This window comes from Paenibacillus senegalensis JC66 (genome assembly GCF_000285515.1).
GTDB lineage: Bacteria > Bacillota > Bacilli > Paenibacillales > NBRC-103111 > Paenibacillus_L > Paenibacillus_L senegalensis.
In genome coordinates this window covers 749,063-770,687 of record NZ_HE610958.1, presented here as the reverse complement: position 1 = coordinate 770,687, position 21,625 = coordinate 749,063, and the positions used below count along the sequence as shown (strand labels likewise).

General features: G+C 45.4%; 22 protein-coding genes, 1 other RNA gene and 2 pseudogenes. 19 read left to right on the top strand and 6 right to left on the bottom strand.

Going from position 1 to position 21,625, the window contains the following annotated elements; genetic code table 11:
* Nucleotides 1-26: 26 nt before the first annotated feature.
* Entirely contained in the window at nucleotides 27-506 is a 480-nt protein-coding gene (gene smpB, locus PSHG_RS11815) for an SsrA-binding protein SmpB (protein ID WP_010272942.1), read from the top strand.
* 345 nt (nucleotides 507-851) lie between these two features.
* Nucleotides 852-1,218: a transfer-messenger RNA gene (gene ssrA / locus PSHG_RS29985) on the top strand.
* A gap of 152 nt (nucleotides 1,219-1,370) precedes the next feature.
* On the opposite strand, the gene PSHG_RS11810 is transcribed toward ssrA, so the two are convergent.
* Both PSHG_RS11810 and PSHG_RS11805 read right to left on the bottom strand, forming a co-directional pair.
* Complete coding sequence (locus PSHG_RS11810) at nucleotides 1,371-2,681, bottom strand: DUF7669 domain-containing protein (protein ID WP_026021332.1); 1,311 nt, start codon at nucleotides 2,679-2,681, stop codon at nucleotides 1,371-1,373.
* Nucleotides 2,682-2,701: 20 nt separating this feature from the next.
* Nucleotides 2,702-4,969 (bottom strand): UvrD-helicase domain-containing protein, encoded by a 2,268-nt coding sequence (locus PSHG_RS11805; protein WP_010272936.1) that lies wholly within the window; start codon nucleotides 4,967-4,969, stop codon nucleotides 2,702-2,704.
* 128 nt (nucleotides 4,970-5,097) lie between these two features.
* On the opposite strand from PSHG_RS11805, the gene PSHG_RS27420 reads away from it, so the two are divergent.
* The 6 genes from PSHG_RS27420 to PSHG_RS29980 all read left to right on the top strand — a co-directional run bounded on the left by PSHG_RS27420 (nucleotide 5,098) and on the right by PSHG_RS29980 (nucleotide 8,091).
* Nucleotides 5,098-5,442 (top strand): hypothetical protein, encoded by a 345-nt coding sequence (locus PSHG_RS27420; protein WP_010272933.1) that lies wholly within the window; start codon nucleotides 5,098-5,100, stop codon nucleotides 5,440-5,442.
* A 208-nt stretch (nucleotides 5,443-5,650) separates the two neighbouring features.
* The gene (locus tag PSHG_RS11795; protein WP_010272930.1) at nucleotides 5,651-6,148 is read left to right on the top strand and encodes a cation:proton antiporter regulatory subunit; all 498 of its coding nucleotides are present in this window, start codon (nucleotides 5,651-5,653) and stop codon (nucleotides 6,146-6,148) included.
* Nucleotides 6,148-6,843, top strand: coding sequence for a cation:proton antiporter (locus tag PSHG_RS31715; RefSeq protein WP_262362330.1), 696 nt, complete (start codon nucleotides 6,148-6,150; stop codon nucleotides 6,841-6,843). The genes PSHG_RS11795 and PSHG_RS31715 overlap by 1 nt, the downstream gene beginning before the upstream one ends.
* A complete protein-coding gene (locus PSHG_RS31710; RefSeq protein ID WP_262362329.1) occupies nucleotides 6,833-7,258 on the top strand; it encodes a cation:proton antiporter domain-containing protein in 426 nt (141 codons plus the stop codon). The genes PSHG_RS31715 and PSHG_RS31710 overlap by 11 nt, the downstream gene beginning before the upstream one ends.
* Before the next feature lie 314 nt (nucleotides 7,259-7,572).
* On the top strand, nucleotides 7,573-7,773 hold the full coding sequence (gene cspD, locus PSHG_RS11785; RefSeq protein WP_010272929.1) for a cold-shock protein CspD: 201 nt from the start codon (nucleotides 7,573-7,575) through the stop codon (nucleotides 7,771-7,773).
* A gap of 81 nt (nucleotides 7,774-7,854) precedes the next feature.
* Complete coding sequence (locus PSHG_RS29980) at nucleotides 7,855-8,091, top strand: cold-shock protein (RefSeq protein WP_010272926.1); 237 nt, start codon at nucleotides 7,855-7,857, stop codon at nucleotides 8,089-8,091.
* Between the two features lie 161 nt (nucleotides 8,092-8,252).
* Here PSHG_RS29980 and PSHG_RS31495 read toward each other — a convergent pair whose 3' ends face one another.
* The gene (locus PSHG_RS31495; protein ID WP_235782053.1) at nucleotides 8,253-8,423 is read right to left on the bottom strand and encodes an excalibur calcium-binding domain-containing protein; all 171 of its coding nucleotides are present in this window, start codon (nucleotides 8,421-8,423) and stop codon (nucleotides 8,253-8,255) included.
* Nucleotides 8,418-8,858, bottom strand: a pseudogene (locus PSHG_RS11775) (excalibur calcium-binding domain-containing protein); the annotation flags it as partial. The gene PSHG_RS31495 and the pseudogene PSHG_RS11775, both read right to left, overlap by 6 nt.
* A 185-nt stretch (nucleotides 8,859-9,043) precedes the next feature.
* Here PSHG_RS11775 and PSHG_RS11770 point away from each other — a divergent pair.
* From PSHG_RS11770 to PSHG_RS27405, 9 genes and pseudogenes are all read left to right on the top strand, one after another.
* Nucleotides 9,044-9,736 (top strand): HAMP domain-containing protein, encoded by a 693-nt coding sequence (locus PSHG_RS11770; protein WP_010272921.1) that lies wholly within the window; start codon nucleotides 9,044-9,046, stop codon nucleotides 9,734-9,736.
* Nucleotides 9,711-10,328 carry a methyl-accepting chemotaxis protein gene (locus tag PSHG_RS11765; RefSeq protein ID WP_010272919.1) on the top strand — a complete coding sequence of 206 codons (618 nt, stop codon included), beginning with the start codon at nucleotides 9,711-9,713 and terminating at the stop codon, nucleotides 10,326-10,328. Before PSHG_RS11770 ends, PSHG_RS11765 begins: the two co-directional genes overlap by 26 nt.
* Nucleotides 10,329-10,446: 118 nt before the next feature.
* The gene (locus PSHG_RS11760; RefSeq protein WP_010272917.1) at nucleotides 10,447-10,761 is read left to right on the top strand and encodes a hypothetical protein; all 315 of its coding nucleotides are present in this window, start codon (nucleotides 10,447-10,449) and stop codon (nucleotides 10,759-10,761) included.
* A gap of 319 nt (nucleotides 10,762-11,080) precedes the next feature.
* A complete protein-coding gene (locus PSHG_RS11755; protein ID WP_010272914.1) occupies nucleotides 11,081-11,764 on the top strand; it encodes a PspA/IM30 family protein in 684 nt (227 codons plus the stop codon).
* Nucleotides 11,765-11,800: 36 nt separating this feature from the next.
* Nucleotides 11,801-12,835, top strand: coding sequence for a hypothetical protein (locus PSHG_RS11750; RefSeq protein ID WP_010272911.1), 1,035 nt, complete (start codon nucleotides 11,801-11,803; stop codon nucleotides 12,833-12,835).
* Nucleotides 12,832-13,616: pseudogene (locus PSHG_RS27410) on the top strand (TPM domain-containing protein). Before PSHG_RS11750 ends, PSHG_RS27410 begins: the two are co-directional and overlap by 4 nt.
* Nucleotides 13,617-13,783: 167 nt before the next feature.
* The gene (locus PSHG_RS11740) at nucleotides 13,784-14,821 is read left to right on the top strand and encodes an SPFH domain-containing protein (RefSeq protein ID WP_010272909.1); all 1,038 of its coding nucleotides are present in this window, start codon (nucleotides 13,784-13,786) and stop codon (nucleotides 14,819-14,821) included.
* A gap of 433 nt (nucleotides 14,822-15,254) precedes the next feature.
* Nucleotides 15,255-15,977, top strand: coding sequence for a YebC/PmpR family DNA-binding transcriptional regulator (locus PSHG_RS11730; RefSeq protein WP_010272907.1), 723 nt, complete (start codon nucleotides 15,255-15,257; stop codon nucleotides 15,975-15,977).
* A 187-nt stretch (nucleotides 15,978-16,164) separates the two neighbouring features.
* Nucleotides 16,165-16,797, top strand: coding sequence for a DUF4352 domain-containing protein (locus PSHG_RS27405; RefSeq protein ID WP_010272906.1), 633 nt, complete (start codon nucleotides 16,165-16,167; stop codon nucleotides 16,795-16,797).
* A 184-nt stretch (nucleotides 16,798-16,981) separates the two neighbouring features.
* On the opposite strand, the gene PSHG_RS11720 is transcribed toward PSHG_RS27405, so the two are convergent.
* The gene (locus PSHG_RS11720) at nucleotides 16,982-18,853 is read right to left on the bottom strand and encodes an SLC13 family permease (RefSeq protein ID WP_210436470.1); all 1,872 of its coding nucleotides are present in this window, start codon (nucleotides 18,851-18,853) and stop codon (nucleotides 16,982-16,984) included.
* A 236-nt stretch (nucleotides 18,854-19,089) separates the two neighbouring features.
* Here PSHG_RS11720 and PSHG_RS27400 point away from each other — a divergent pair, with 236 nt between their 5' ends.
* On the top strand, nucleotides 19,090-19,617 hold the full coding sequence (locus tag PSHG_RS27400) for a TlpA family protein disulfide reductase (protein WP_010272903.1): 528 nt from the start codon (nucleotides 19,090-19,092) through the stop codon (nucleotides 19,615-19,617).
* A gap of 46 nt (nucleotides 19,618-19,663) precedes the next feature.
* Here PSHG_RS27400 and PSHG_RS11710 read toward each other — a convergent pair whose 3' ends face one another.
* A complete protein-coding gene (locus PSHG_RS11710) occupies nucleotides 19,664-20,407 on the bottom strand; it encodes a sulfite exporter TauE/SafE family protein (protein ID WP_010272902.1) in 744 nt (247 codons plus the stop codon).
* Between the two features lie 671 nt (nucleotides 20,408-21,078).
* Here PSHG_RS11710 and PSHG_RS27395 point away from each other — a divergent pair.
* Nucleotides 21,079-21,625: TetR/AcrR family transcriptional regulator (locus PSHG_RS27395; protein WP_010272901.1), on the top strand; the 547-nt coding region annotated here is incomplete at its 3' end.

Here is a 21,625-nt window from a genome sequence, read left to right as displayed (position 1 = left end):
CAATGTGGGAGAGGGAGTGAGAAGCCATGGGCAAGAAAACGGAAAGCAAAGTGCTCGCCCAGAACAAGAAGGCTTCCCATGATTATTTCATTGAAGAAACCTTCGAATGCGGACTTGTGCTCACCGGTACAGAAATCAAATCAATCCGAATGGGGAAGGCTAATATAGCCGACAGCTTTGCGACGATCCGCAATGGGGAAGCATTTGTGCACAATATGCACATTAGTCCGTTTGAGCAGGGCAACCGGCATAATCCTACAGATCCGACCCGCACCCGGAAGCTGCTGTTGAAGAAAGCTCAGATCAACACTTTGTTTGGCTCCATTAAACAACAGGGCTATACATTAGTGCCGTTAAAGATTTATGTTCGTAATGGTTATGCCAAGCTGCTGCTTGGATTGGGCAAAGGGAAAAAGCAGTATGACAAGCGAGATGCAGCTGCTAAACGGGACGCCAACCGCGATATTCAACGGGCTCTTCGCGAGAAGCAAAAGGTAGCCAGGTAGTAAGGGTAGCTTTTCGCAGGCTATTTGTGATCCTTACTATGAAGTTAGCAATGCAGCTTCGTAGTTCAATTTGTGTCCTTAAGTTTGAGGTAAGACAGCCTCAAGATAAATTTTCATCACTGAATTGTGAAACTGACCTTGTTTTTGTTGTACGTTCCTTGGATTGTCTTCATTGCCAGCATTTCATGATTAGCTGTCCATGCAAGGAATGACGAATTATGATATAATAATAAAGGTAGCGGTCATAAGTTCTGCTTGTGTCCGTTTGGAGCAACTCAGGGTTCGACTTAACCTGGGCACAGCCTTGTTCAACGGCTGCTTAATCCATACCCTTTTTTCTTATGAGGGGGCGTTTATGGATTCGACGGGGGTAGTTCGAGCATGAGTAGCGGGTAGTGGGGACGCGTCCGCTTCATCAACGCTAAAGCCATAATAACTGGCAAACAACAAAACAACTACGCTTTAGCTGCCTAATAATCAGCTAGCGTGCTCCAGCCCTGCATCGCCCATGTGCCGGGATTTGGGGCTCAACCTTAGTGGGATACGCCGCTTAATCTCCGCCTGGGGTTAACGGAAGAAGACAATCAGGCTGACCTGTCCAGCAGCCGGTTACGGGGCGTCTAGACAGGTGACATCAAAACCGTGACTACACCCGTAGAAGCTTATGTGGCGTTATCTTCGGACAGGGGTTCAAATCCCCTCGCCTCCACCAATACCATCAGAAAAGCGACCTCGTGAGGTCGCTTTTTTGCGTTTTCGTATGAGTAGCGGTTGGTAAAACCGGGTGGTTGCTGGGATTGTGGTGATTCTATCGATGAATTCCTATGTCCCACAAGGGTTCAGTATTCCTCCTTCGAAATATCTTTAGCTCTTTTTCATTATCTGTTTTCCTTCCCAATCCCATTCTCCATCCAGAGACTTGTTATACAATCTGTAAATACCTTTTCCAGTTCGATAATATAAGTCTTTCTGCCCGGAAGGATAATGCCTTCGGGATGTATGGTTCACACAATCACAATAGACTTGGCAATCAACAGTTGAACGGTTTATATCAGGATACTGTTTCACCAACTCATTATATACATCAGAAAGTCGAAATTCTGTAGACAAATCATTATTAGTAATCGCTTGGACTGCCTCGTAAACGGCATCTTTAATTTTAATCGGCTGGTTCCATCTTGGGGAACTACTGCTAGTTCCAACTTTTGATGAAGCTATACCTAACTCTTCGTAACTGCCGATCTTTTCTGTGCTGATGATGTATTCTCCTTGTTCAGATTTGTAGACTTTATATTCAATGCAAAAAATCTTCATTTGATACTTGGTGCGTAGATGAGATGTAACTTGCCTGATGATAGGAGTAATTTCTTCAGCTACAATAAAGATCTTCTGATTTCGATTAAATTCAATCTGGATCCCGTCTTCGCCATCCGGATGAAAAACATCTTTGAAAGCTTGCAATAAATCACAATTATCAAAACGGCTTCGAGATTTGAAGTATTCACAGGCAATCTTGTTAAGTTCATCATATGTTAAGCTTGATGCCCATGCCGCGTATTCTAAAGCTTGGGCAACAACCTCACGAGGTGTCTTTCCTTTTTTGAGTTCAACAATTACTAGATCTCCTGATGAATCAATACCTATTAGATCAGGATACTTTCCAGTATCTCCGATTGACGCTCTTACTTGACGACCTACCCATATTAACGTTTCGCCATCATCTTCTTCAAAGAGCACATTTGGGCTGTTCTCTAACCAGAATTCAAAATCTTTTTCATAATCGATATTGCCAACGGTAACTTTCTCCAAAATACCGGATGATAGATTATCCGACTTTACCGCAAGTTTGTATAATCCCATAAGTTCATTTTCCACCTTAATATTGATTAATTCTCTATTGATGAGTGCTGCTAACATAATGGTACGACAATTTAGGTTAGTGTTCCTGTTTTTCCTCAATATATTGAATTTGCTGGATTTTGTAACGCCGATTGGGAGTGAATCTCTCAAAATTAATTGTTCATATGGAAACTCAATATGCGATGCTGTTCGTGTATGAATGCCTTTGGCTTTATCAAACCCATCCAGAATTTCAACCATAGACAGCCGATTGAGCAATCCAGGTTCCTTAAATACTATAAAACTGTAGAGAATATACGCAAGTATAGTTGTCATTTTGTTTCTCCATGGCATCATTATGAAGTAGAGGACACTTCTTTGCTTCCTTTTTCCATCGGCGACTTACACATCGGACAATCCTTTGACAGCAGCTCGCCTTCTTCATAGGTTGTGATTCGTTGCCACGCACCACAACGATCAGCGGTGCATATCCAGGCATATACGGTTTCTTTTATTTTACGTGTCGTAGGTTGATGTTGTTTTCGTCCTGCCTGATTCGTAGCGGGTTGTTTCTGCTTTGGAAATGCATCCAAGATGAACCTCGATACGTCCTGTTTCTTGCCACGATGATATGAGGGGGAACTTATAATCAGATGTTCCTTGGCACGTGTCACGGCTACATATGCTAGTCTCCGTTCTTCTTCCAAAGCGGCGTTCACTTTGTCACGGCCATTAAGCGAACGAAATACATCGTTCATTTGTTTTGCATCAAAGATGGAATGATGGGGCATATTGTCTTCGGATGCACCGATCAGAAAGACTGTGGGAAACTCCAATCCTTTCGACTTGTGGATGGTCATCAGCGACACTTTGTTGTCATTTCCACTATTGCTGCGGCGGCGAACCATTTCCTTTCGTTTTTTTACAAAATCATCGATGAATGCAATGAATTCCTCAACCGTGGAAAAACGTTGTGCGGATGATTCCAGTTCATCCAGAGTATCCAGCAAATTCTCTTTGTAGTTAGACATTTTGCTCCGTTTGTTGGTCTCCAGATACTGTTCGTAAAAATCCTCTCGCATTGCCTCAATGGCAGCAGCAGGCTTCATCGCTTGCATCGACTTAATCAGCTTCAGCCGTTCCACGAGTTTCTGCTTCTGAAAATCCTTGTAGTCAGGATACGTTTTCAAATGAATCAATGGCCATTTTTTCTTTTGTCCCGCTTCTTGATCCAGTATGTGCTGCATCCCTTGATCACGACTGACGTACAGCGTCGGCAGCATCCCTTCAATGGCATCCATATTTTTTGGATTGAGGCTGATCCGCAAATGATCCAGTAACGGTTTCACCAGCCAGTGGTCGTAAAAGGTTTCCTCATTGCTATAGTCGATAAAAGGAATATCCTGCATGACAAATTGTTCAATGATCGCACGACTGTTGCTTGCAGATCGAAACAATACAGCAAAATCCTTGTATTCCTGCTCACCTCTTTCGAGCTTTCGGATAACGAAGTCTGTAATCATTTCTGCTTCATCATCGGCATCTTTGGGCCGAAGGTATCGCGGCAGAGTACCGCCTGTATGAGTTGCTTTCAAGGTTTTCTCCCTGCGATGCCGATTGTGGCGAATAATCTCATTGCCAAGTCCAACAACACTTCTGACTGATCGGTAATTAATGTCCAGTGTTATGGTTTTCGCGGTTGGATACAGCTGATCAAAATTCAAAATGAAGTCATTTCTCGCACCATTGAAGGAATAAATCGTCTGATCATCGTCTCCGACAACCATTAAATTTTGATGCGGCTGGACAATCATCTTAATTAATTCATATTGCACGCTATTCGTGTCTTGAAATTCATCAATCATCACATATTGAAACCGATTCTGTAACGCGGCCAGCAGCTTCGGTTTTTGCAGCAGCAAAATGTAGGCCATAAGCAGAACATCGTCGAAATCAATTTTCTCATTGTCTCTCTTCCAATCTTCGTATGCAATAAATATCTTCTTCAGTTCTTGATCTTCTTGCGATTTATCCGGCAAGCAACGCACTTCAACCATTTGCATTTTGTACGAGGATAACAAGGAAAGCAGGTTTTCCGGTTGATACTTATCCTGCAAGTTCATAGATCTCAAAATTCGCTTCAATATAATTTGCTGAACCCGCGATTCACCAAGAATATCTTGTGTAACGCCATACTTACGTATGACTAGCAAAAAGAATGAATGAAAGGTACGAGCTTGTATTTGTTCAGTCATCTTTTTATTCATTCCAGGAAGACGAGCAATGCGTTCTCGCATTTCTTCAGCGGCCTTACGCGAGAATGTCACCAACAGGATATGTTCTGGTTTGATGGTATGCACGGAAATGAGATAGCCGGTCCGGCAAACCAACACGGATGTCTTGCCTGTACCAGCTCCAGCCAGCGTCAGAAGCGGGCCGTTGAAATGTCGCACAGCCTGAACTTGCGGTTCATTCAGATGAATCCCTTGCTGTTCGAGTGAGCGAAAGAAGAACGCATCGGATTCACTGTCGGTGACCACGACCTTGCTTGTTTTCGGCATAGCTATTTGTGCTTTTGGTATTGTCTGGATGCCCGCTCCAAACGGTGTTTTGAAAAATTGCATTGTTCTAATCAGCACCTTCGAAAAGCATGACTCCAATTCTATGAATATCTTATTTAATTGGGGTATCTAAATTGTATAACATAAGCCCAATTGTCACAAAAGAAATCAAAAAACTATAGAGAGTGGACTTGCCAAAACACTTAAAGAAGACACTTGTCAATCTTCCGGAATGGTTTGTTTTGTCCGATACTCGCCTCTTAAAGGAGTTGAAACAGAAATATCCGGTACAATGGGCTGAGATTGATAAACACGTGACGCATGGATGGAGTCAGGTTCAGGAGCTGGTCGAGCAAGGGGTTCGGGAAGGTACTATACGTCCATTTAATCTGGATTTGTTTATTCAAATGTATATCGGCTGTTTGTATCAGTTAATGGAAGAAAGGCGTGATCGAAGAGCAGGGCAGATGCCGCTGGAACAGGTATTAGACCAAATGGCGGAGCTCTTGCTGCACGGGATAGTCCAAAAAGTATAATCATGCAGGACAACCAGAATTAGAGTGAAGCTTAAGAAGGAACCACTGTGAGCATTACAATCTTAACTGATTTTGATGCCAAGCTATTTCTTGTTATCCCCATGGATAAAATATATAATTAGTAGAAAATGACCAGTTGGTCATCCCGCATGACTGAATGGTCAAATCAAAACAAAGCAAAATCCCTTATAGAAAGTGTGGGTTGGTTATGAAGTTTACGATTACGGATTTACCGGCGGTAGGGAAAAAAATGACCATGATTAACAACGAAAACCAAATGATGGTAATGATTGTTCATCATTCAGGCAAACGTGATCTTTATTTTTACGAGGATCCTGATGATGATGAAGCGGTGTTTAGCTATGCGCTATCTGCGGAGGAAACGAAGCAGCTCGGCAGTCAGCTGCTCGGGGCGATCACACCGGAAGAAGGAGAATCGCGGGAAAGGCTCCAGCTATTCCGCAAAAAAGTAATGGTAGAATGGATTGACGTGACGAAAAAGAGTCCATTTGCCGGCAAAACTTTTAAGGAGCTGCAGGTGAAATCGCCGGTCGGCCTGTCGATTCTGGGAATAGTCCGAAACGATGATATCCTGGTTCATCCGGAAGACGATTCCATCATCGAAATTAACGATACTATCATGATTGTTGGCAAGCCGGAACCGATCATGCAATTTATGCAGCTTTTTGAAGGAGAGCGGGGCTGATGGAATTTCCGGAACTTTTAAGCGCGGGATTGCTCCTGCTGCTGTTATTCGTAACAGGATTCGCGGGAGCCAAGCTCAAAATCCCGAATGTTATCGTTTTTATTGTGCTGGGTATCGTCATTGGCGGATTATTTACAGATAAGCATCTGCTTCACTTCGCCGGTGAGATCGGCATAGTCATCCTGTTTTTCATGTTAGGGATGGAATTTCCTGTTCAACAGCTGCTTAAACTGGCCAAGAAAGTATTAAAGGCCGGCATTCTTGATATTGTTCTTTGTTTCGGGGTTACGGTAGGGATCTGTCTGGCCATGGGGGTGGATTTCATTCCGTCGCTTATCATCGGAGCCGCCGCCTATGCAACAAGTTCATCGATAACAGCTAAAATGCTGGAAAGCTCCAAGAGGATGGCCGACCCGGAATCGGAATTTATGCTCGGTCTGCTCATATTCGAAGACATTGTCGCTCCGATTATGGTAGCGGTGCTTGTCGGATTAACGGCTGGAACAGCGATCACTTTTTCGTCTATCGGGCTGGTTATTCTGAAGGTCATCTTATTTATTGCTGTTGCCGTTATTCTTGGCCGTTTTGTCTTCAGCAAGCTCGGTCCTTTCTTTGACCGTTACCTGACTCATGATATTTTCCTCTTGTTCGTTGTAGGCCTCGCTCTTGCCTTTGGCGGGGATTATGCTGGCTGAAGTACGCAGAACCCACCAATTGGAAGAAATGGTGATTCGCACTCGTGATCTCTTGTTACCGTTGTTCTTTTTGTACTTTGGCACGACAATTAACTTCAATGAGGGCATTCCTATGGTGCCGCTTCTGATTGTGCTCCTGGTCTGGTCGATTATATCGAAGGTTGTGGTGGGGATACTGGGAGGAAAATCGTACGGCCTTACGAAAAAGGTATCACTAAGAGCCGGTCTTTCGCTCACGCAGCGCGGGGAGTTTTCAATTATTATCGCAGCCTTGGCCACCGGTACGATTCAGGCCTTCAGCAGCGTTTTTATCTTGCTATCGGCAATCCTTGGCATCCTGTTGTTCCAAAGCGCGCCATCGATTACCAAACGTCTATACGGCCGACGGAAAATACAGAAATCAAGTGCGGCTTAAAAGCATAAGAGAAACGGTACTGATTGTCTGACATTGCTCGAACGGGGGAACAAGTCAGCGCTATAACCGAAAAAGAAAGACAAATATTGAATTCGGCCACAGGGAACAGGCGATTTCAGGAATACTGTACAACCTGAGGGGTGTTTTTTAATTCCCCATTTGCTATTTCCAAGCTTCTGTGGTATAGTTAGTAAATCGTATCGAATATGAGACTCTGAGTCACATATTGAAACAGGTTGCGATGCTGCCTTTTTCAATATGTGACTTTTTTTTAAAAATGTCCATGTAAAATTTAATTATTGGAGGAATTGCACATGCAATCAGGTACAGTGAAATGGTTTAATGCAGAGAAAGGCTTTGGGTTTATCGAGGTAGAAGGCGGAGATGATGTATTTGTACATTTCAGCGCTATCACAGGCGACGGCTTCAAATCGCTAGACGAAGGCCAACGGGTTGAGTTCAACGTGGTTCAAGGCAATCGCGGACCTCAAGCTGAAAATGTTGTAAAGCTGTAACCCGATCAGCTGATCAGCTACCCTGCTTAAGAAGTAGGGTAGCTTTTTTTAAAACAGGGAATAGAAGGGCAGGGATGATCGATGTATTATTCTCGAAAGAGGCCTATGGAGGAAATTCAGACGGAATTGACAGCCATTTGGTCATGCTCGAAGGAAGGCTGCAACGGATGGATGAGAGCCAACTATTCGTTTGAAGATGTTCCTAGCTGTTCTCAGTGTCATTCTCCGATGCTCCGCAGTATGAAAAGCCTCCCGATTCTCCTTGATTCAAGCTATGGTCTAAAAACAGGGACAATTAAAAAGAACTTCAAGAAATAGCGGCGATCCAATAGGGCGTGTGAATGAATAAGGCTATGTGCAGCTTTTGGCTGCAGCATAGCTTTTTTCTTGAATTTATCGAGCTTAGATGAAAGGCTCCCAGCCAAGCACCTGGGTAAGCAATTAAGCAAATCACTTTACAGTGACCTTGTGAATCTGAGTTACTGGCATGCTGCACCGTCCCCGTCACGATCAAGCTCTGCTCTATACCCGGGATCACCCTTATATAGCGGAGACGCACCTGCTTCCTTAGCCGCCGTGCAATTCTCGTAATATACTTCGGTATCGGCTTGGAATACATCTGCGCTGGCTGTATCTACGGCGCCATCGATAACAAAGAGTACACGGGATCCGTCCGGGTAGTCTGAAATCTGATTGCCGACCCAAGAACCTGCTCCCCGATTATCCGAAGGAGATATGTATGCAACGCTTGCACCAGTGCCGCCTTCCGCACAAACAGCCATTGGCCACTCATCGCGGTCGAATCCGTCTTTAGTCGGGATACCGTTTAACGATAACCTGCGGTTGGTTTCGGCACCATCCCGGTCAATCGTGCATATAGCGGAATGACCGTTGTCTATTGCGGTTTGGATATGTGAAGCTGTTTCCGGATAGCGGTCAGAAGGAAAAAGAAGCGTATAATCATAGTCCGATTGATCGTAGGTTGTGACAGTGAGCGGCTCATCTTCGAGAAAAAAAATTAGCGATAATACAATTAGCAGCGGGACGATAATCCATGATGGTTTTTTCTTTTTGCGCTTGCTCATCCGTTACCTCTCTTTAGTTGTCTGTTGTTGATTTTAATACACCCGGTTACATAGCACAACAATAATTTTAAACGGATGACTTAAGTAATATTAGCGGTTTGGAAAACATTAATATTTTAATCTAATATTATTGAATAGAGCAGTCGATAACACATATATAAGTTACCTGTCGAGGGGCTGTCTATATGAATTGGAAATTAAGCAAAGTAAGATCCTTGCAAGTTAAATTAACCATGATGATTACCTTATTAATGTTTGCTGTCATTTTCCTGCGTACATTTGTATTGGAATTGGTCGGACAATATGCCGATGATTTATGGGAAATGAATTTGATTTCAGCTATTTTAGGTATTGTATTGTCTGCGCTAGGTGCGTTTTTTATTATCCGCGTTTTAATCAAGCATCCTTTGCAGCAACTAAACGGGCTGGCTCAATCCTTCTCCCGGAATGATTATAGTCAGCGTGTGAATCTCAAGACGCGGGACGAGTTCCAGCAGCTGGGCGAGGCGTTTAACGAAGTAGCTCAAAAAATAGAAATGCTTCTGGCTGAATTAGAAAAATCAAGTGCATCCATTTCTTCCCAATCCAAAGAGGTGCGCACCGCATCCTACGAAACCCAGCAGACGGCGGAGCAGGTTGCGATCAGCATGGAAGAAATGACGCTGGGCAGCGAGCAGGTGCAGAATGAAATTAACAGCATCGTAGAGTCAGCCAATCGCATGGTAGGGGCAAGCAGTGAGGTCACGGGCAGCATCCATACCATCAAGGACTCTGTTGTTGAGGTAGTCCAACTGGTTGAAGACGGAAGCAGCTCCATCTCCACAACGGATGAAAACGTGCGGAAAGTGTTGGATGGAATTGAGAAAACGAGAAATTAATGTTGGAATTTTGCTTCAGAAGTCTAATGAAATTGAACAGATAACGGAATTCATAAATGAGATTGCGGGAAGAACCAATTTGCTTGCGCTGAATGCTTCCATTGAGGCTGCCAAGGCCGGGACCGAGGGAAGAGGATTCGCGGTTGTGGCCGGGGAGATTAAAAAGCTGGCGGAACAAACCAACATTTCTTCGGAGAATATTAAGCAGTTAATAGTCGAGGTTCAAAAACAAGTATCAATCATAGTCGGCGATATGACGGACAACGATCAAGCAGTTCAACTCATGTCGGAGGCAGTCGTTGACATGAAGCAGTCTATGGAGGGAATCCAAGAATCGACAATAACGATTAAGGATCAAATGGAAGGCATTGACTCATCTGCCAAACGTCTGAGCGAGGAGAATCATGAGGTGCTGGATTCTACGAAGAACATAGCTGCAGTTATTGAGGAGCTTACTGCAAGCATAACTGAGGTTAGCTCCACTTCACAGCAGCAAAACGCGATGATGCAGCAGTTAATAGCAATGTCCGACTCGTTGCGTGAGGTCGCTGAAGGGCTGGACGGCACGATGGGTAAGCTGAAAAGCAGCTAGTTTGACCGTTTATGGTTATAATAGACGTTTATACAAGAAATAGGCAAAAAAGGCTAGGAAAAATATAGGAAATTTGCTACAATTGCGTGGGATTATTTACCTGTAAGGAGGTGTGGATTTGAGTGCTTCGAGAATATTGAAATGGGTTTCCGGTTCGATAGAGATATTTTTGGCAATCCCTGTCTTGGGAGCTGCCATAGTAATAGGAAGTTTGTATATGTTGCTGCCTATCATGTTTTGCCTGCACGTCGTCACGCTGGTGCTCTCTGTCAGAAACAAAGAACCAATGTATGGCTCGATCATGGGAATTATTACATCAGTACTAGCATGGATACCGTTTGTAGGATGGATCCTTCACTTGCTGACAGGAATTTTTCTAATGGTTACTGCAGCCCAGGGAAGGCCTAATGTTCCTCCGCACTATCAGGTATAATACATACATTTTGAACAGAACGTCCTAGACCTGCCGCTTCGCGCATGCGCGAAGCGGTTTTTTACCTTATTTATAAGTTTCCGTATAAGTTTCCGTGCTTGGCGGAAGATCAAATATTAATTGACGATAAAGCCTTCCTCTAAACGCGGTCACTCATCTTCGAAAGGCCTCGATAAAAGGTTCTCTCATCGTTATTCCCGAACGGGAGCTGCCGGGCTGGTTTGGTGGTTTATAGGCGGATTGGCAGGTTTTTTTTGAAACTTCTCTCTTTCATTTACTGTATTATAGAGATATAGATTTTTTTGGAGGAGGGGGTACAATGGGGATTTTAGCAAGATTTCAACAGATTATGAAGGCAAATGTGAACGCCCGGTTGGATAAGACGGACGATCCGGAAAAGGCGATTGATCAGTATATGCGGGAATTAAGCAGTGATCTGGGACAGGTTAAGGCTGAAACGGAGGCAATCCTTGCTGCGGAGCGGCGTGCAAAGAGAGCTCTGGACGAAAGCAGTGCGGAGATGGCCAAGCTGCAGCGTTATGCGGAAAGAGCGGTAGAGAATGGAGAGGAGAGCAGGGCGCTCCAGTTTCTTGAGAGAAAGGCAAAGCAAGCCGAAGTGCACAGCGAGGTGCAAGCGGCCTACGATGCAGCTGCTTCGAATGCCTCCCAGATGAGGATGCTGCAGGAAAAGCTGGTCTCCGACATGAATAAGCTGGAAGCCAGACGTACAGAGCTGAAAGGCAAGCTGGCCGAGGCATCCTTGCAGCAAAGCTTGTCGGGGAGCGCCTCGGAGTCCTTCCGCCAGCTGGAAGAGAAAGCTCAGCAGGCCATCCATGAAGCAGAGGCTCTAGCTGAACTGCGGGCAGGCAAACCGGAGGATGATCTCGATGCGCTGCTGGCACAGCTGGATGAGAAGCCTGCTTCATCCCCGGACTCGATATCCGGGCCGCAGCTAAGCATAGAGGAAGAATTGGCCAAAATTAAAGCGAGACTGAACAAATAAACAATTGTTTTTACCAAATGAGAGGGGTGGTGGAGATTGCCAGTCATCGAATATAAATGTCCAAACTGTGGAAGCGGCATGACCTTCCACGCGGAAACCGGAACACTATCTTGTCCCAGCTGCAATACTCAGAAAAATATTGATGAGTTTCCCGATCCGCTCAAGAAACAAGTGTTTACTGATGAGGATGAGGTCAGGGAATACCACTGTAATAGCTGCGGAGCGGATATTATAACAGAGGAGCATACCAGTGCAACGAACTGCAGCTTTTGCGGATCAGCCGTTGTCCTGGTGGACCGCTTAAGCGGGGAATTGGCTCCGGCTATGGTTATCCCTTTTTCTATCAGTAAAGAGCAGGCTCAAGAAGCTTTTCGCAAATGGTGCAGAAATGGATTGCTGACGCCTAAAGGCTTTATGACAGCCGATCGGATCAAAAGCATTACAGGCATGTATGTGCCCTTTTGGCTTTATGGCCTGCATAATGACATTGAGGTTGAGGCGAAGGCGATAAAAGTCCGGACGTACCGCAGGGGAGATTACGAAATAACAGAGACTCAGCATTTCGACATTTATCGCAAAATCCATTTGAACTACAATAAGGTCCCCATTGACGCCTCAGTGAAAATGAATGATGAACTGATGGATAAGCTGGAGCCCTTCCCATATCAGCAGCTAAAGGATTTCAAAACTCCTTATTTGGCAGGATACGTAGCGGAAAAATATAATTTTACAGCTGAGGAATTATTCCCCCGAGCGAAACAGAAGATTCAAAAGTTTATTGAATCTTACATTGCTTCCTCCGTATCCGGCTATACTTCTGTAACTTACACCAATAAAAAGGTCGATACCAGCATTACTCAGACGGACTATGTCCTGCTGCCGGTCTGGATGGTGCATTATGATTATAACCGCTCGGAATATATATTTGCGATGAACGGGCAGACAGGCAAAGTGGTCGGTAAACCTCCGATCAGCAAAGGCAAGATGGCTGCTTGGTTCGGCGGCATTTCGGGAGCCTCTTTACTTACCATGAAGATCATCTCCTGGGCAATGGGAGGTGGTTTCTTATGAGCGGTAAGACAATACGGGCGCTGGCCTTTATTTTGCTGACAATGCTGTTCATACTGCCAGTGGACCAGGCGGATGCGGCGAAAAATCTGATTTATGATGAAGCCGGTCTGCTCTCTGCTGAAGAGGTGGCCGCGTTAAATGCGCTGGCCAATGAATACGGTGCTGAACGGGAGACCGATTTTTTATCATGACGACTAACAACCCGGACAACATTGATATTGAGGTGCTGATCGGTGATTTCTATGACAACAACGCACCCGGTTACGATCAGCCTCACGGTAATGCAGCTTTTTTGGGAATAGATATGAGAAACCGGGATGTCTTCCTGGCCGGGTTTGCCAAAGCGGAGGTTTATCTGCATGATGAGAGACTGGATCAAATTCGCGAGCGTATCACTCCCGATTTAAGCAGCGGAAATTATTACAATGCCTTTGAATCGTTTATTAAAACGTCGCATCGCTATATGGGCTATGAGCCTCATGTCAATCCGGAGAACATTTTGTTTAAGCTATGGTTTCAGCTGACTGTATCCATAGGCTTGGGTGTAGTAGTTGTTGGTACAATGGCCTATAATTCCGGGGGACGGGTAACGGTCAATGCCCGAACCTATCAGGATAGCTCAGCCTCCCGTGTGCTTAACCGCAGGGATCAATATGTCCGGACAACAACGACAAGACGGAAAATCCCCAAAAACAATGGCGGAGGCGGCTCAGGCGGCGGAGGCGGCGGAGGCTTTACCGGTGGAGGGAGCTCCTACAGCGGAAGCCGCGGGAAATTTTAATGAGAGTAAACAGCTAACAGAAGGGGCTTTCGATAGGCTTAATTTAATGAGCAGGTTGGCAGACGGAAGGAGCTTCTGACGCCAGAGTGCCACTGAAACCTTATTACCCTTATATATTGGTGACCGATCGGGTAAAGAAACCATCAAGGAAAGGATGAAGCAGACTCATGAGTTTTTTTAGAAACCAATTTTCCAACGTCGTGGAATGGGAAGAATTTCGCGATGATATGATTTTTTGGAAGTGGAGCAATCGTGAGATCAAGAAAGGAAGCCGCTTGATTATCCGTCCCGGCCAGGACGCTATTTTTATTAACCAGGGAAAAATAGAAGGGATCTTCAAGGATGAAGGCACGTATAATATCGATTCCGAGATTATACCGTTTTTGTCCACGTTAAAAGGCTTCCGCTTCGGATTTAACAGCGGAATGCGTGTAGAAGTGCTCTTTGTCAATACGAAAGAATTCACCGTAAGGTGGGGGACACAAAACCCGATAATGATCCCGACGCCGCAGCTGCCCGGTGGCATGCCGATCCGTGCTAACGGAACGTTTAACTTTAAAGTGAGCGATTATGTCACACTCATTGACAAAATTGCCGGAATTAAAACGAGCTATCTGGTCGAAGACGTCAAAATCCGGATTACTTCCGTGCTGGACCAGTTGTTAATGAAATGGATCAGCCGTGAAGGCAAGGACATGTTCAATCTACAGGCTAATGCCTCCGATATTGCCAGAGGGATTCGCGAGGATCTGGATATGGAAGTGATGGATAATGGGATAGCCATTACCGGCTTCCAGGTTATGAGCTTCAACTACCCTAAAGAAATTCAGGATATGATCAACAAGACCGCGTCACATGGAATGGTCGGCGATTTAGCAAAGTATCAGCAGATCAGCATGACGGACGGCATCGCTTCCGGCAAAGTTCAAGGCGGCGGTGCGGCTTCGGATATGGCGGGAATGATGATGGGAATGAATCTGGCCAATGAGATGATGAAAAATATGAATCAGGGGCAGAGTCAAGGTCAAAATCAGAGTCAAAATAACCAAGGACAAAATCAGAATCAAAATTCATCACAAGGAAACGGCAATGCTTCATCTGGTTCGGCATCCGGCGGAGGCAGTAAGCCGAACTTCTGCCCGAACTGTGGCGCCAAGAATGAAGGGGCGAATTTCTGTCCGAACTGCGGACATAAGCTCGGATAAGTACGACTCCGCTGTGCTTGAGGAAGGAGCTCTTAGAGGCTGAAGCAAAATAAGGAACATGGCAAGCGTTACAATTTTTATCCCCCTGATTTTGCGCAAATAAGGACAGTGGCGAGCGTTAGAATTCGAAGCTGGCTGCAAAACGCCCACGCGGGTTCAGCATGAATGCTCCGGAAAATACGCTGGCTGCATTTGAATTGGCTGGCCAATCTGGCTTTTGAGCCGCTGCGGCGTTTTGATGTCTACGCTCTGCCTCTCCAGGCAGGGCTTTTTTATTTTTTTAACATATATTAACGGGAGCCGCACCGAGGCTTCAAACATCGCTTAAAGACCAGGGCGCTGACCAAATGCATTGATCAAGCCGTTTATCCCGTTTATAATGAAAGGATGACGGTCGTAACTGTGCATATCTTTACGGAAAGCGAGCGATAATATGGGACGCAAATGGAACAATATTAAGGAAAAGAAGGCGGCCAAGGATAGCAATACAAGCCGGATTTATGCCCGCTTTGGACGTGAAATTTATGTAGTGGCCAAGCAGGGTGAACCGAATCCCGAATCCAACCAGGCGCTTAAGTTTGTTATTGAGCGTGCTAAGACATATAACGTGCCCAGAGCAATTATTGACCGGGCGATTGAAAAGGCTAAGGGCGGTTCCGATGAGAATTATGATGAGCTGAGATATGAAGGCTTCGGGCCAAACGGCTCGATGGTCATTGTCGACGCGCTCAGCAATAATGTCAATCGCACCGCTTCGGAGGTAAGAGCAGCTTTTAATAAGAATGGGGGCAGTCTTGGAGTAAGCGGTTCGGCAGCCTATATGTTTGATCAGACAGCCGTTATTGGCCTTGAGGGAAAGACGGTCGATGAAGTCTTGGAAATTTTGATGAACGCCGATATCGATGTCCGGGATTTGCTGGAAGAAGAGGATGCTGTCATTATTTATGCTGAGCCCGATCAATTTCATGCCGTTCAGGAAGCCTTGCGGGCAGAGGGGATCGCGGAGTTTTCCGTAGCGGAACTGACTATGCTGCCACAAACCTATGTCACGCTTGACGGGGACGCGAAGGCGCAATTTGAGAAGCTGATCGATGTGCTTGAGGATCTTGATGATGTTCAGCAGATTTATCATAACGTCGAGCTTGACGATGAGTAGTATGACATGCAGGGAATAGGAATATCCTTCGAAATGACGAATGGGTATTCAAATATAGACGATTGCTATACGATTCTATTCTATACTGAATAGAATCGTTTTTTGTAGAAAAAGGTAGACAAAGTTAGGAGGGGCGGGTATAATTATCCAGGTAAAATTTACTATAAATAGATAAATGGAGGGTGTCATGAAAAAAAGAACCATGCTGGTAAATTTCATTTTAGCCATCATCTTGTTGGCAGGCTGTGCAGCACAACCTACGAATTCGGAGAATAACGGCAATCAGTCAAATGTAGGTTCCACAGGCGGAGGGGATTCCCAGAACGAGAACGCTCCGCAAGAGAATGGTGAGGATAATAATAATGAAGAAGCAGAAGAGCCCGAGACAAACGAAGAAGAACCAGGGAATGCTAACGAATATGCGGTGGGTGAAATGTTTAACATCGACGAATGGGATGTAACATTGGATTCTTTTGAATTTGAGCAAAAGGTTAGCGGGGAATTTGTGTCCTCGTCAGCCGATGAAGGAAACAAATTCCTTATTCTAAATTTGACTGTTACCAATAAAGGAACGTCTTCCAGAAGCTTTATTGAAATGTTTGGTGGAATTTCCATTAAAGCTATATATGATGAGAAGTACGAATACTCTAACAGCATTACGCTAATTGATGGAGATTTGGCAGGAGAATCGGTTGCTCCTCTTGCTAAATTAAGCGGATTTACGGTATTGGAGATGCCGGATCAGGTTGTTGAGGCAACAGAAGGACTGAAGCTGCAATTCAAGTATGAAGGGGAAGAAATCATCGTTCCTATTAGATAATCTACAATTGGTAATATGACAAGTTAAGTCATAGAAACCTGACTTTTTTGGAAAAGAGGACCTTGCTGTTTGAGCTTCTATGCTCAAGCGGCAAGGTCCTTTTGCGGCGTATGAACACAGCCAGCATCTTTCTTTCAGCTTCTCCGCGGGCCCTCGAAGGACGAATGAAGATGATGGTAATGCCCTAGAACGGATATAGCAGCGGCAGCACGAAAATCATGGCTAGTCCAATGAGCAGCTGCAGAGGCAATCCAATTTTGATGTAATCCATAAACGTATAGCGTCCTGGAGTCATCACCAATGCGTTAGGCGGTGTTGAGAATGGAGTAGCGAAACACATGCTGGCCGCCACTGCTACTGCAAACAAGAAGGGGTAAGGACTCGCTTCCATCTGGATCGCGGCTGCATAGGCAATCGGTGCAAACAATACAGCGGAGGCTGTGTTGCTGATGAACAAGGTAAGCAGCGAGGTAGCGAAGTAGACACCGGCCAGAAGAGCCACTGGACCGAAGCCTCCGAGGCTTTGCACCAGACCTTCGGATAGCATGGCGGCAGCCCCGGTATTCTCAATGGCGATAGACATAGGAATCATGGCGCCAATGAGGACAATGCTTTCCCAGTTAATCGTTTTATAAGCGGCCTCCATATTGCGCAAGCAGCCTGTGATAATCATGAAGATGGCTGCTAACAGTACTGTGATTACGGCAGGCAGCACTTCCAAAATAAGCATGACGACCATCAAAATCATAATGCCCGCGGCAATCGGGGCTTTGTGATCAAGTGTGACTTTCTCGGCTTGTTTCAGCGGCTGTCCGACCACAACGACATCGTCCTGTTCCTCTGAAAGCAAGGCTATGTCGCCCCAGCTTCCCTGTACCAGAAGAGCATCTCCGAATCGCAGCTTCTCATTCTTCAGATTATGCAGCAAATATTCTCCTTTACGATGAATACCTAAGATGTTCACGCGATATTTCTCACGAAACGCCGTATGCTTTACAAGCTGGTTAATGAATCTCGACTGCGGGGTTAAGAGTACTTCGGCAATGCCCACCTCTTGAAAAGTGAGCTTGCTTTCCGGCTGGCCCCCGCTTTGCCGCTCGGTTGTACGCTCGTCCATTAAGCTCAGCTGGTAGTCGGAGACGAATGGCTGGATACGGTCAAATTCACCCAGCAAATACAATATATCTCCTGCTTGAATCACACTGTCCCGAGCGGCTACCTGCTGATTCATCGTTTTGAAGAATGGGTTTTTGTGTGAAGATTTTCTGCGAATCTCTACAATATTTAGCTGATAGCGTGAAGGAATATTGAGTTCATGCAAGCTTTTGTTCACAATAGAAGAGTCAGCACCTACATGCACCCTGTAAAGATTTTCGGCGAGCTGATACTGTTTGGCCAATTCCTGCACCGATCTGGACTTGGATTCCTTACTCTTGTCGGCATCTTTATTGCGGGTTAGCTGCTTCCGCATCACAATCATGAATAGCAGACCGAGCGTAAGACAGACCGCTCCTATTGGAGCAAACGAAAAGAACGAGAGCTCCTGTTCACCGGCTGCTATAAGCGTGTCTTGAATAATCAAATTAGGCGGAGTTCCGATCAAGGTGAACATGGCTCCTAAACTGCTGGAAAATGCTAAAGGCATGAGCAGCAGGGAAGGACTGACATTGGCACTCATTGCAAGACTGACTACGATAGGAAGCATAACGGCTACCGTCCCTGTATTGCTGACAAAGCCCCCGAGTGCTGACGTAACGACCATGACCATGATTAACAGGGTTAATTCATTGGTTCCTGCCAGCTTAAGCAGCTTGCCGCTGGCGATTTTGGCCAGACCGGTTTGAAAAATACCTCCTCCCACAATAAATAAGCCAATCATCATGATGACGACTGAATTGGAAAAGCCGGATAACGCTTCACCCGGTGTCAAAATATTAAACAGCACTAATAAAATAAGGGCGCACATTGCTACCAGATCCGACCGGATTTTGCCAATCATAAAACAGATCGCGGCACCGGCAAGTATAATTAGGGTGATGATCATGGGAATATTCAAGTTCAAATGCCTGGCCTCCTGTATTTTAGATCCTTAAATAGTCTTATACCAATTTATCATAGAGTGAACGATCAGGCCATTCCGCCATGAGGCTGGCTTGGCAGTAAGGAGTGAAACGGCTCCGGGGAGGGTAAGCTAATGATAGCAGAGTTGGGAACGGTAGTCAGCAGGTTAAGTCCAGGTATGGATGGAAGATGTGAAGGATAATTGAATTTCGCAGGAGGACGGTGTTCAAAATGGGAAAAAGAGTGCTGCTAACAGTGATGGTTCTATGGTTAGGCGTGGGTATTGCGGCTATAGATCATTTTAAGACCTATGAAGAAGCGTCAACCCAGATCATGGGGCCAAGGTTAAATCATATGGCTCCACAAGGGAAACTGAGTACGCTGGATGGAACCGTACTCGCAATCGGAGGCAGCAGGGATAAGCCGCTGTTATTGAATTTCTGGGCAAGCTGGTGCGGCCCCTGCCAGGAAGAAGCACCTTTTTTACAAGCACTATATGAAAAATATGGGGACCAAATCGATTTCTATGCCATCCATGCGACCCACGACGACAGACGGGAAAATGTGGAACCGTTCATCCAAGCTAACGGCTGGACCTTTCCGGTGCTGCTGGACGAAGAAGGGCATATGGCTGAACAATACCGAATCATGGGCTACCCGACCTCTTTCATTCTGGATCGGGAAGGCAGGATTCGCGACCAATTTTATTACGAGCCGCCACGCTTGATGGAAGAGCGGATACGGCGCAGTATAGAATAGCAGCCGGACAAGCTGTTTACGTCCCTAAATCATTCGTCCCCTTAAGCTAAAATACAATGAGATTGACCCCGCCCAAGGCAGCCAGAATCAAAATAATACGCTGGAACATTTGTTGGGGAATCAAAGGCAGCACCTTGAAGCCGGCAAAGGCCCCCACTGCAACCGCCGGGATCATCCACATATTGAACAGCAGAGTTTCCGGAGTAATAAGTCCCAAATAAGCAGTGAAAGGAACTTTAACGACGTTTACAATAAAAAAGAAAAAGGCAGTAGTCCCCACAAAATTGGTTTTGTCCATTTGTTTGGTTAGTAAGTAGATGGACATGATGCTCCCCGCTGCATTGCCAATCATCGTTGTAAACCCTGCAAGAATACCTAGGGATCCATTGAAAAAGCGCGAGCGGTCCAGAGAGAAGCGGGCTGCTTGCTCAATGCGGTCGCGAAATACATGAAGCACGATGAGCAGCAGAACCAGCGTTCCGATCATGATGGAAAGCGGCCTGTTGCCGATATGCCCCAATACGAAAAATCCAATCACAATTCCTGCCATCACCCAGGGAAGCAGCACGAATAAATGCTTCCAGATTACTGCTTTGCGGTAATACAAAATCGCCATGATATCCCCGGTAATGAGAATAGGGGTTAGAATGCCTACCGATTCTCTTGTAGGAAAGACTGAAGCCATGATGGCGGCTACGAATATACCGAGAGTAGGAACACCGGTCTTCGAAAAACCTACAAGTACGGCACACAATAGAGTAATAACGACCTGTAAAGTAGTAACGTCCATGATGACTCCTTTGGCTGTTAATCAACTGCGAACTAAAGTATACCATGGATCGCCCGGGGGGGTGTAAGTCTTTTCGGCGACGTTTCCAAGGGAATTCTTCAAAAACCTGACGGAGAATCACGAAAAAGCAGTTTTTAATAAAAAGGAGCGGGAGTATAGTTGATTTATTAGTTGATTAAATAATCAATCAAAAAAGAGGTAAGCAGTCGGTAACGAACGGAGATGGCTCGGCTGCATCCTTGAAGCTTTTTGAGGAGTGGAGAAGGCCTGTTGTAGAGCGTCAACAGCGGGGACAGTTGCGTCAATCTATGCAGGATGATTCAGCGCCCTTGGCGAACAGAGCTCTTTTCCTGGAATATGCAAGCATTAGACTGGCTGCCTTGGAAACGGAGGATATTTGAAAAGATGTATTCCCAAGACTAAGGGAAGATGAACTATATGAAAGTGTGATGAACCATATGAAAGTGTATTGAGAACTAATAAAAAAATGAACGATGTGCAGAAACCGAATGATGTGAAAAAATGAACAATATGAAAGAGTGAGAAAAGACCAATACAAAGAGAACGATTCGAAAAAGTGACAAGCGAGTGTAAAATACAGAATATGGAAACTAGTACATGGTGAAAAAGGTGAAAAAGGTGAAAAAGGATGCCGAGAACGGAAGAAAAGAATGAACAGCTTAAGTGTCCGGAAGGAACAGATTATTGCTGCTGCTTTAAAGGTGTTTGCACGGAGAGGCATGGCTGCGAAGATGAGCGAAATTGCGGCAGAAGCTAAACTGAGCCATGGATTGGTTTATCATTATTTTGCATCGAAGGAAGCGGTATTTATAGAGCTGGTGATGCGGGCATTGGATAGTCCTAAAGAACTTTACAAGCAAGTTGAAAGCATAGAGGCCGGGCCCAAGGAGCGGCTAAGGTTGTTGACTGAAGCGATGCTGGAAGGGATCAAGGGCGAGGGGGCGGCTTATTTTCTGATTATGATCTATGCTTTTATGTCCAACGAGGTACCGGAGGAAGTTAAGAAGCTGCTCGATGAGCGTTCTGCTTCGGGGATGAATATGCTGGTGCCTGTTCTTGAAGAAGGCCAACGAGAAGGGGGCATTATACCAGGAGATGCGGTCAAATTAGCCGCCTTATTCTTTTCCTTGATCCAGGGGTTGGCCATCAGCCGAATGCAGATGGCCAGCATTCCGCTGCCTGAAGCTGATGAGATAC

Bases quoted from the DNA above. Each gene is read 5' to 3' on its own strand.
- smpB (WP_010272942.1), top strand. From the start codon at position 27: ATGGGCAAGAAAACGGAAAGCAAAGTGCTCGCCCAGAACAAGAAGGCT.
- PSHG_RS11810 (WP_026021332.1), bottom strand. From the start codon at position 2,681: ATGACAACTATACTTGCGTATATTCTCTACAGTTTTATAGTATTTAAG.
- PSHG_RS11805 (WP_010272936.1), bottom strand. From the start codon at position 4,969: ATGCAATTTTTCAAAACACCGTTTGGAGCGGGCATCCAGACAATACCA.
- PSHG_RS11795 (WP_010272930.1), top strand. From the start codon at position 5,651: ATGAAGTTTACGATTACGGATTTACCGGCGGTAGGGAAAAAAATGACC.
- PSHG_RS31715 (WP_262362330.1), top strand. From the start codon at position 6,148: ATGGAATTTCCGGAACTTTTAAGCGCGGGATTGCTCCTGCTGCTGTTA.
- PSHG_RS31710 (WP_262362329.1), top strand. From the start codon at position 6,833: ATGCTGGCTGAAGTACGCAGAACCCACCAATTGGAAGAAATGGTGATT.
- cspD (WP_010272929.1), top strand. From the start codon at position 7,573: ATGCAATCAGGTACAGTGAAATGGTTTAATGCAGAGAAAGGCTTTGGG.
- PSHG_RS29980 (WP_010272926.1), top strand. From the start codon at position 7,855: ATGTATTATTCTCGAAAGAGGCCTATGGAGGAAATTCAGACGGAATTG.
- PSHG_RS11770 (WP_010272921.1), top strand. From the start codon at position 9,044: ATGAATTGGAAATTAAGCAAAGTAAGATCCTTGCAAGTTAAATTAACC.
- PSHG_RS11765 (WP_010272919.1), top strand. From the start codon at position 9,711: ATGGAATTGAGAAAACGAGAAATTAATGTTGGAATTTTGCTTCAGAAG.
- PSHG_RS11755 (WP_010272914.1), top strand. From the start codon at position 11,081: ATGGGGATTTTAGCAAGATTTCAACAGATTATGAAGGCAAATGTGAAC.
- PSHG_RS11740 (WP_010272909.1), top strand. From the start codon at position 13,784: ATGAGTTTTTTTAGAAACCAATTTTCCAACGTCGTGGAATGGGAAGAA.
- PSHG_RS11730 (WP_010272907.1), top strand. From the start codon at position 15,255: ATGGGACGCAAATGGAACAATATTAAGGAAAAGAAGGCGGCCAAGGAT.
- PSHG_RS27405 (WP_010272906.1), top strand. From the start codon at position 16,165: ATGAAAAAAAGAACCATGCTGGTAAATTTCATTTTAGCCATCATCTTG.
- PSHG_RS27400 (WP_010272903.1), top strand. From the start codon at position 19,090: ATGGGAAAAAGAGTGCTGCTAACAGTGATGGTTCTATGGTTAGGCGTG.
- PSHG_RS11710 (WP_010272902.1), bottom strand. From the start codon at position 20,407: ATGGACGTTACTACTTTACAGGTCGTTATTACTCTATTGTGTGCCGTA.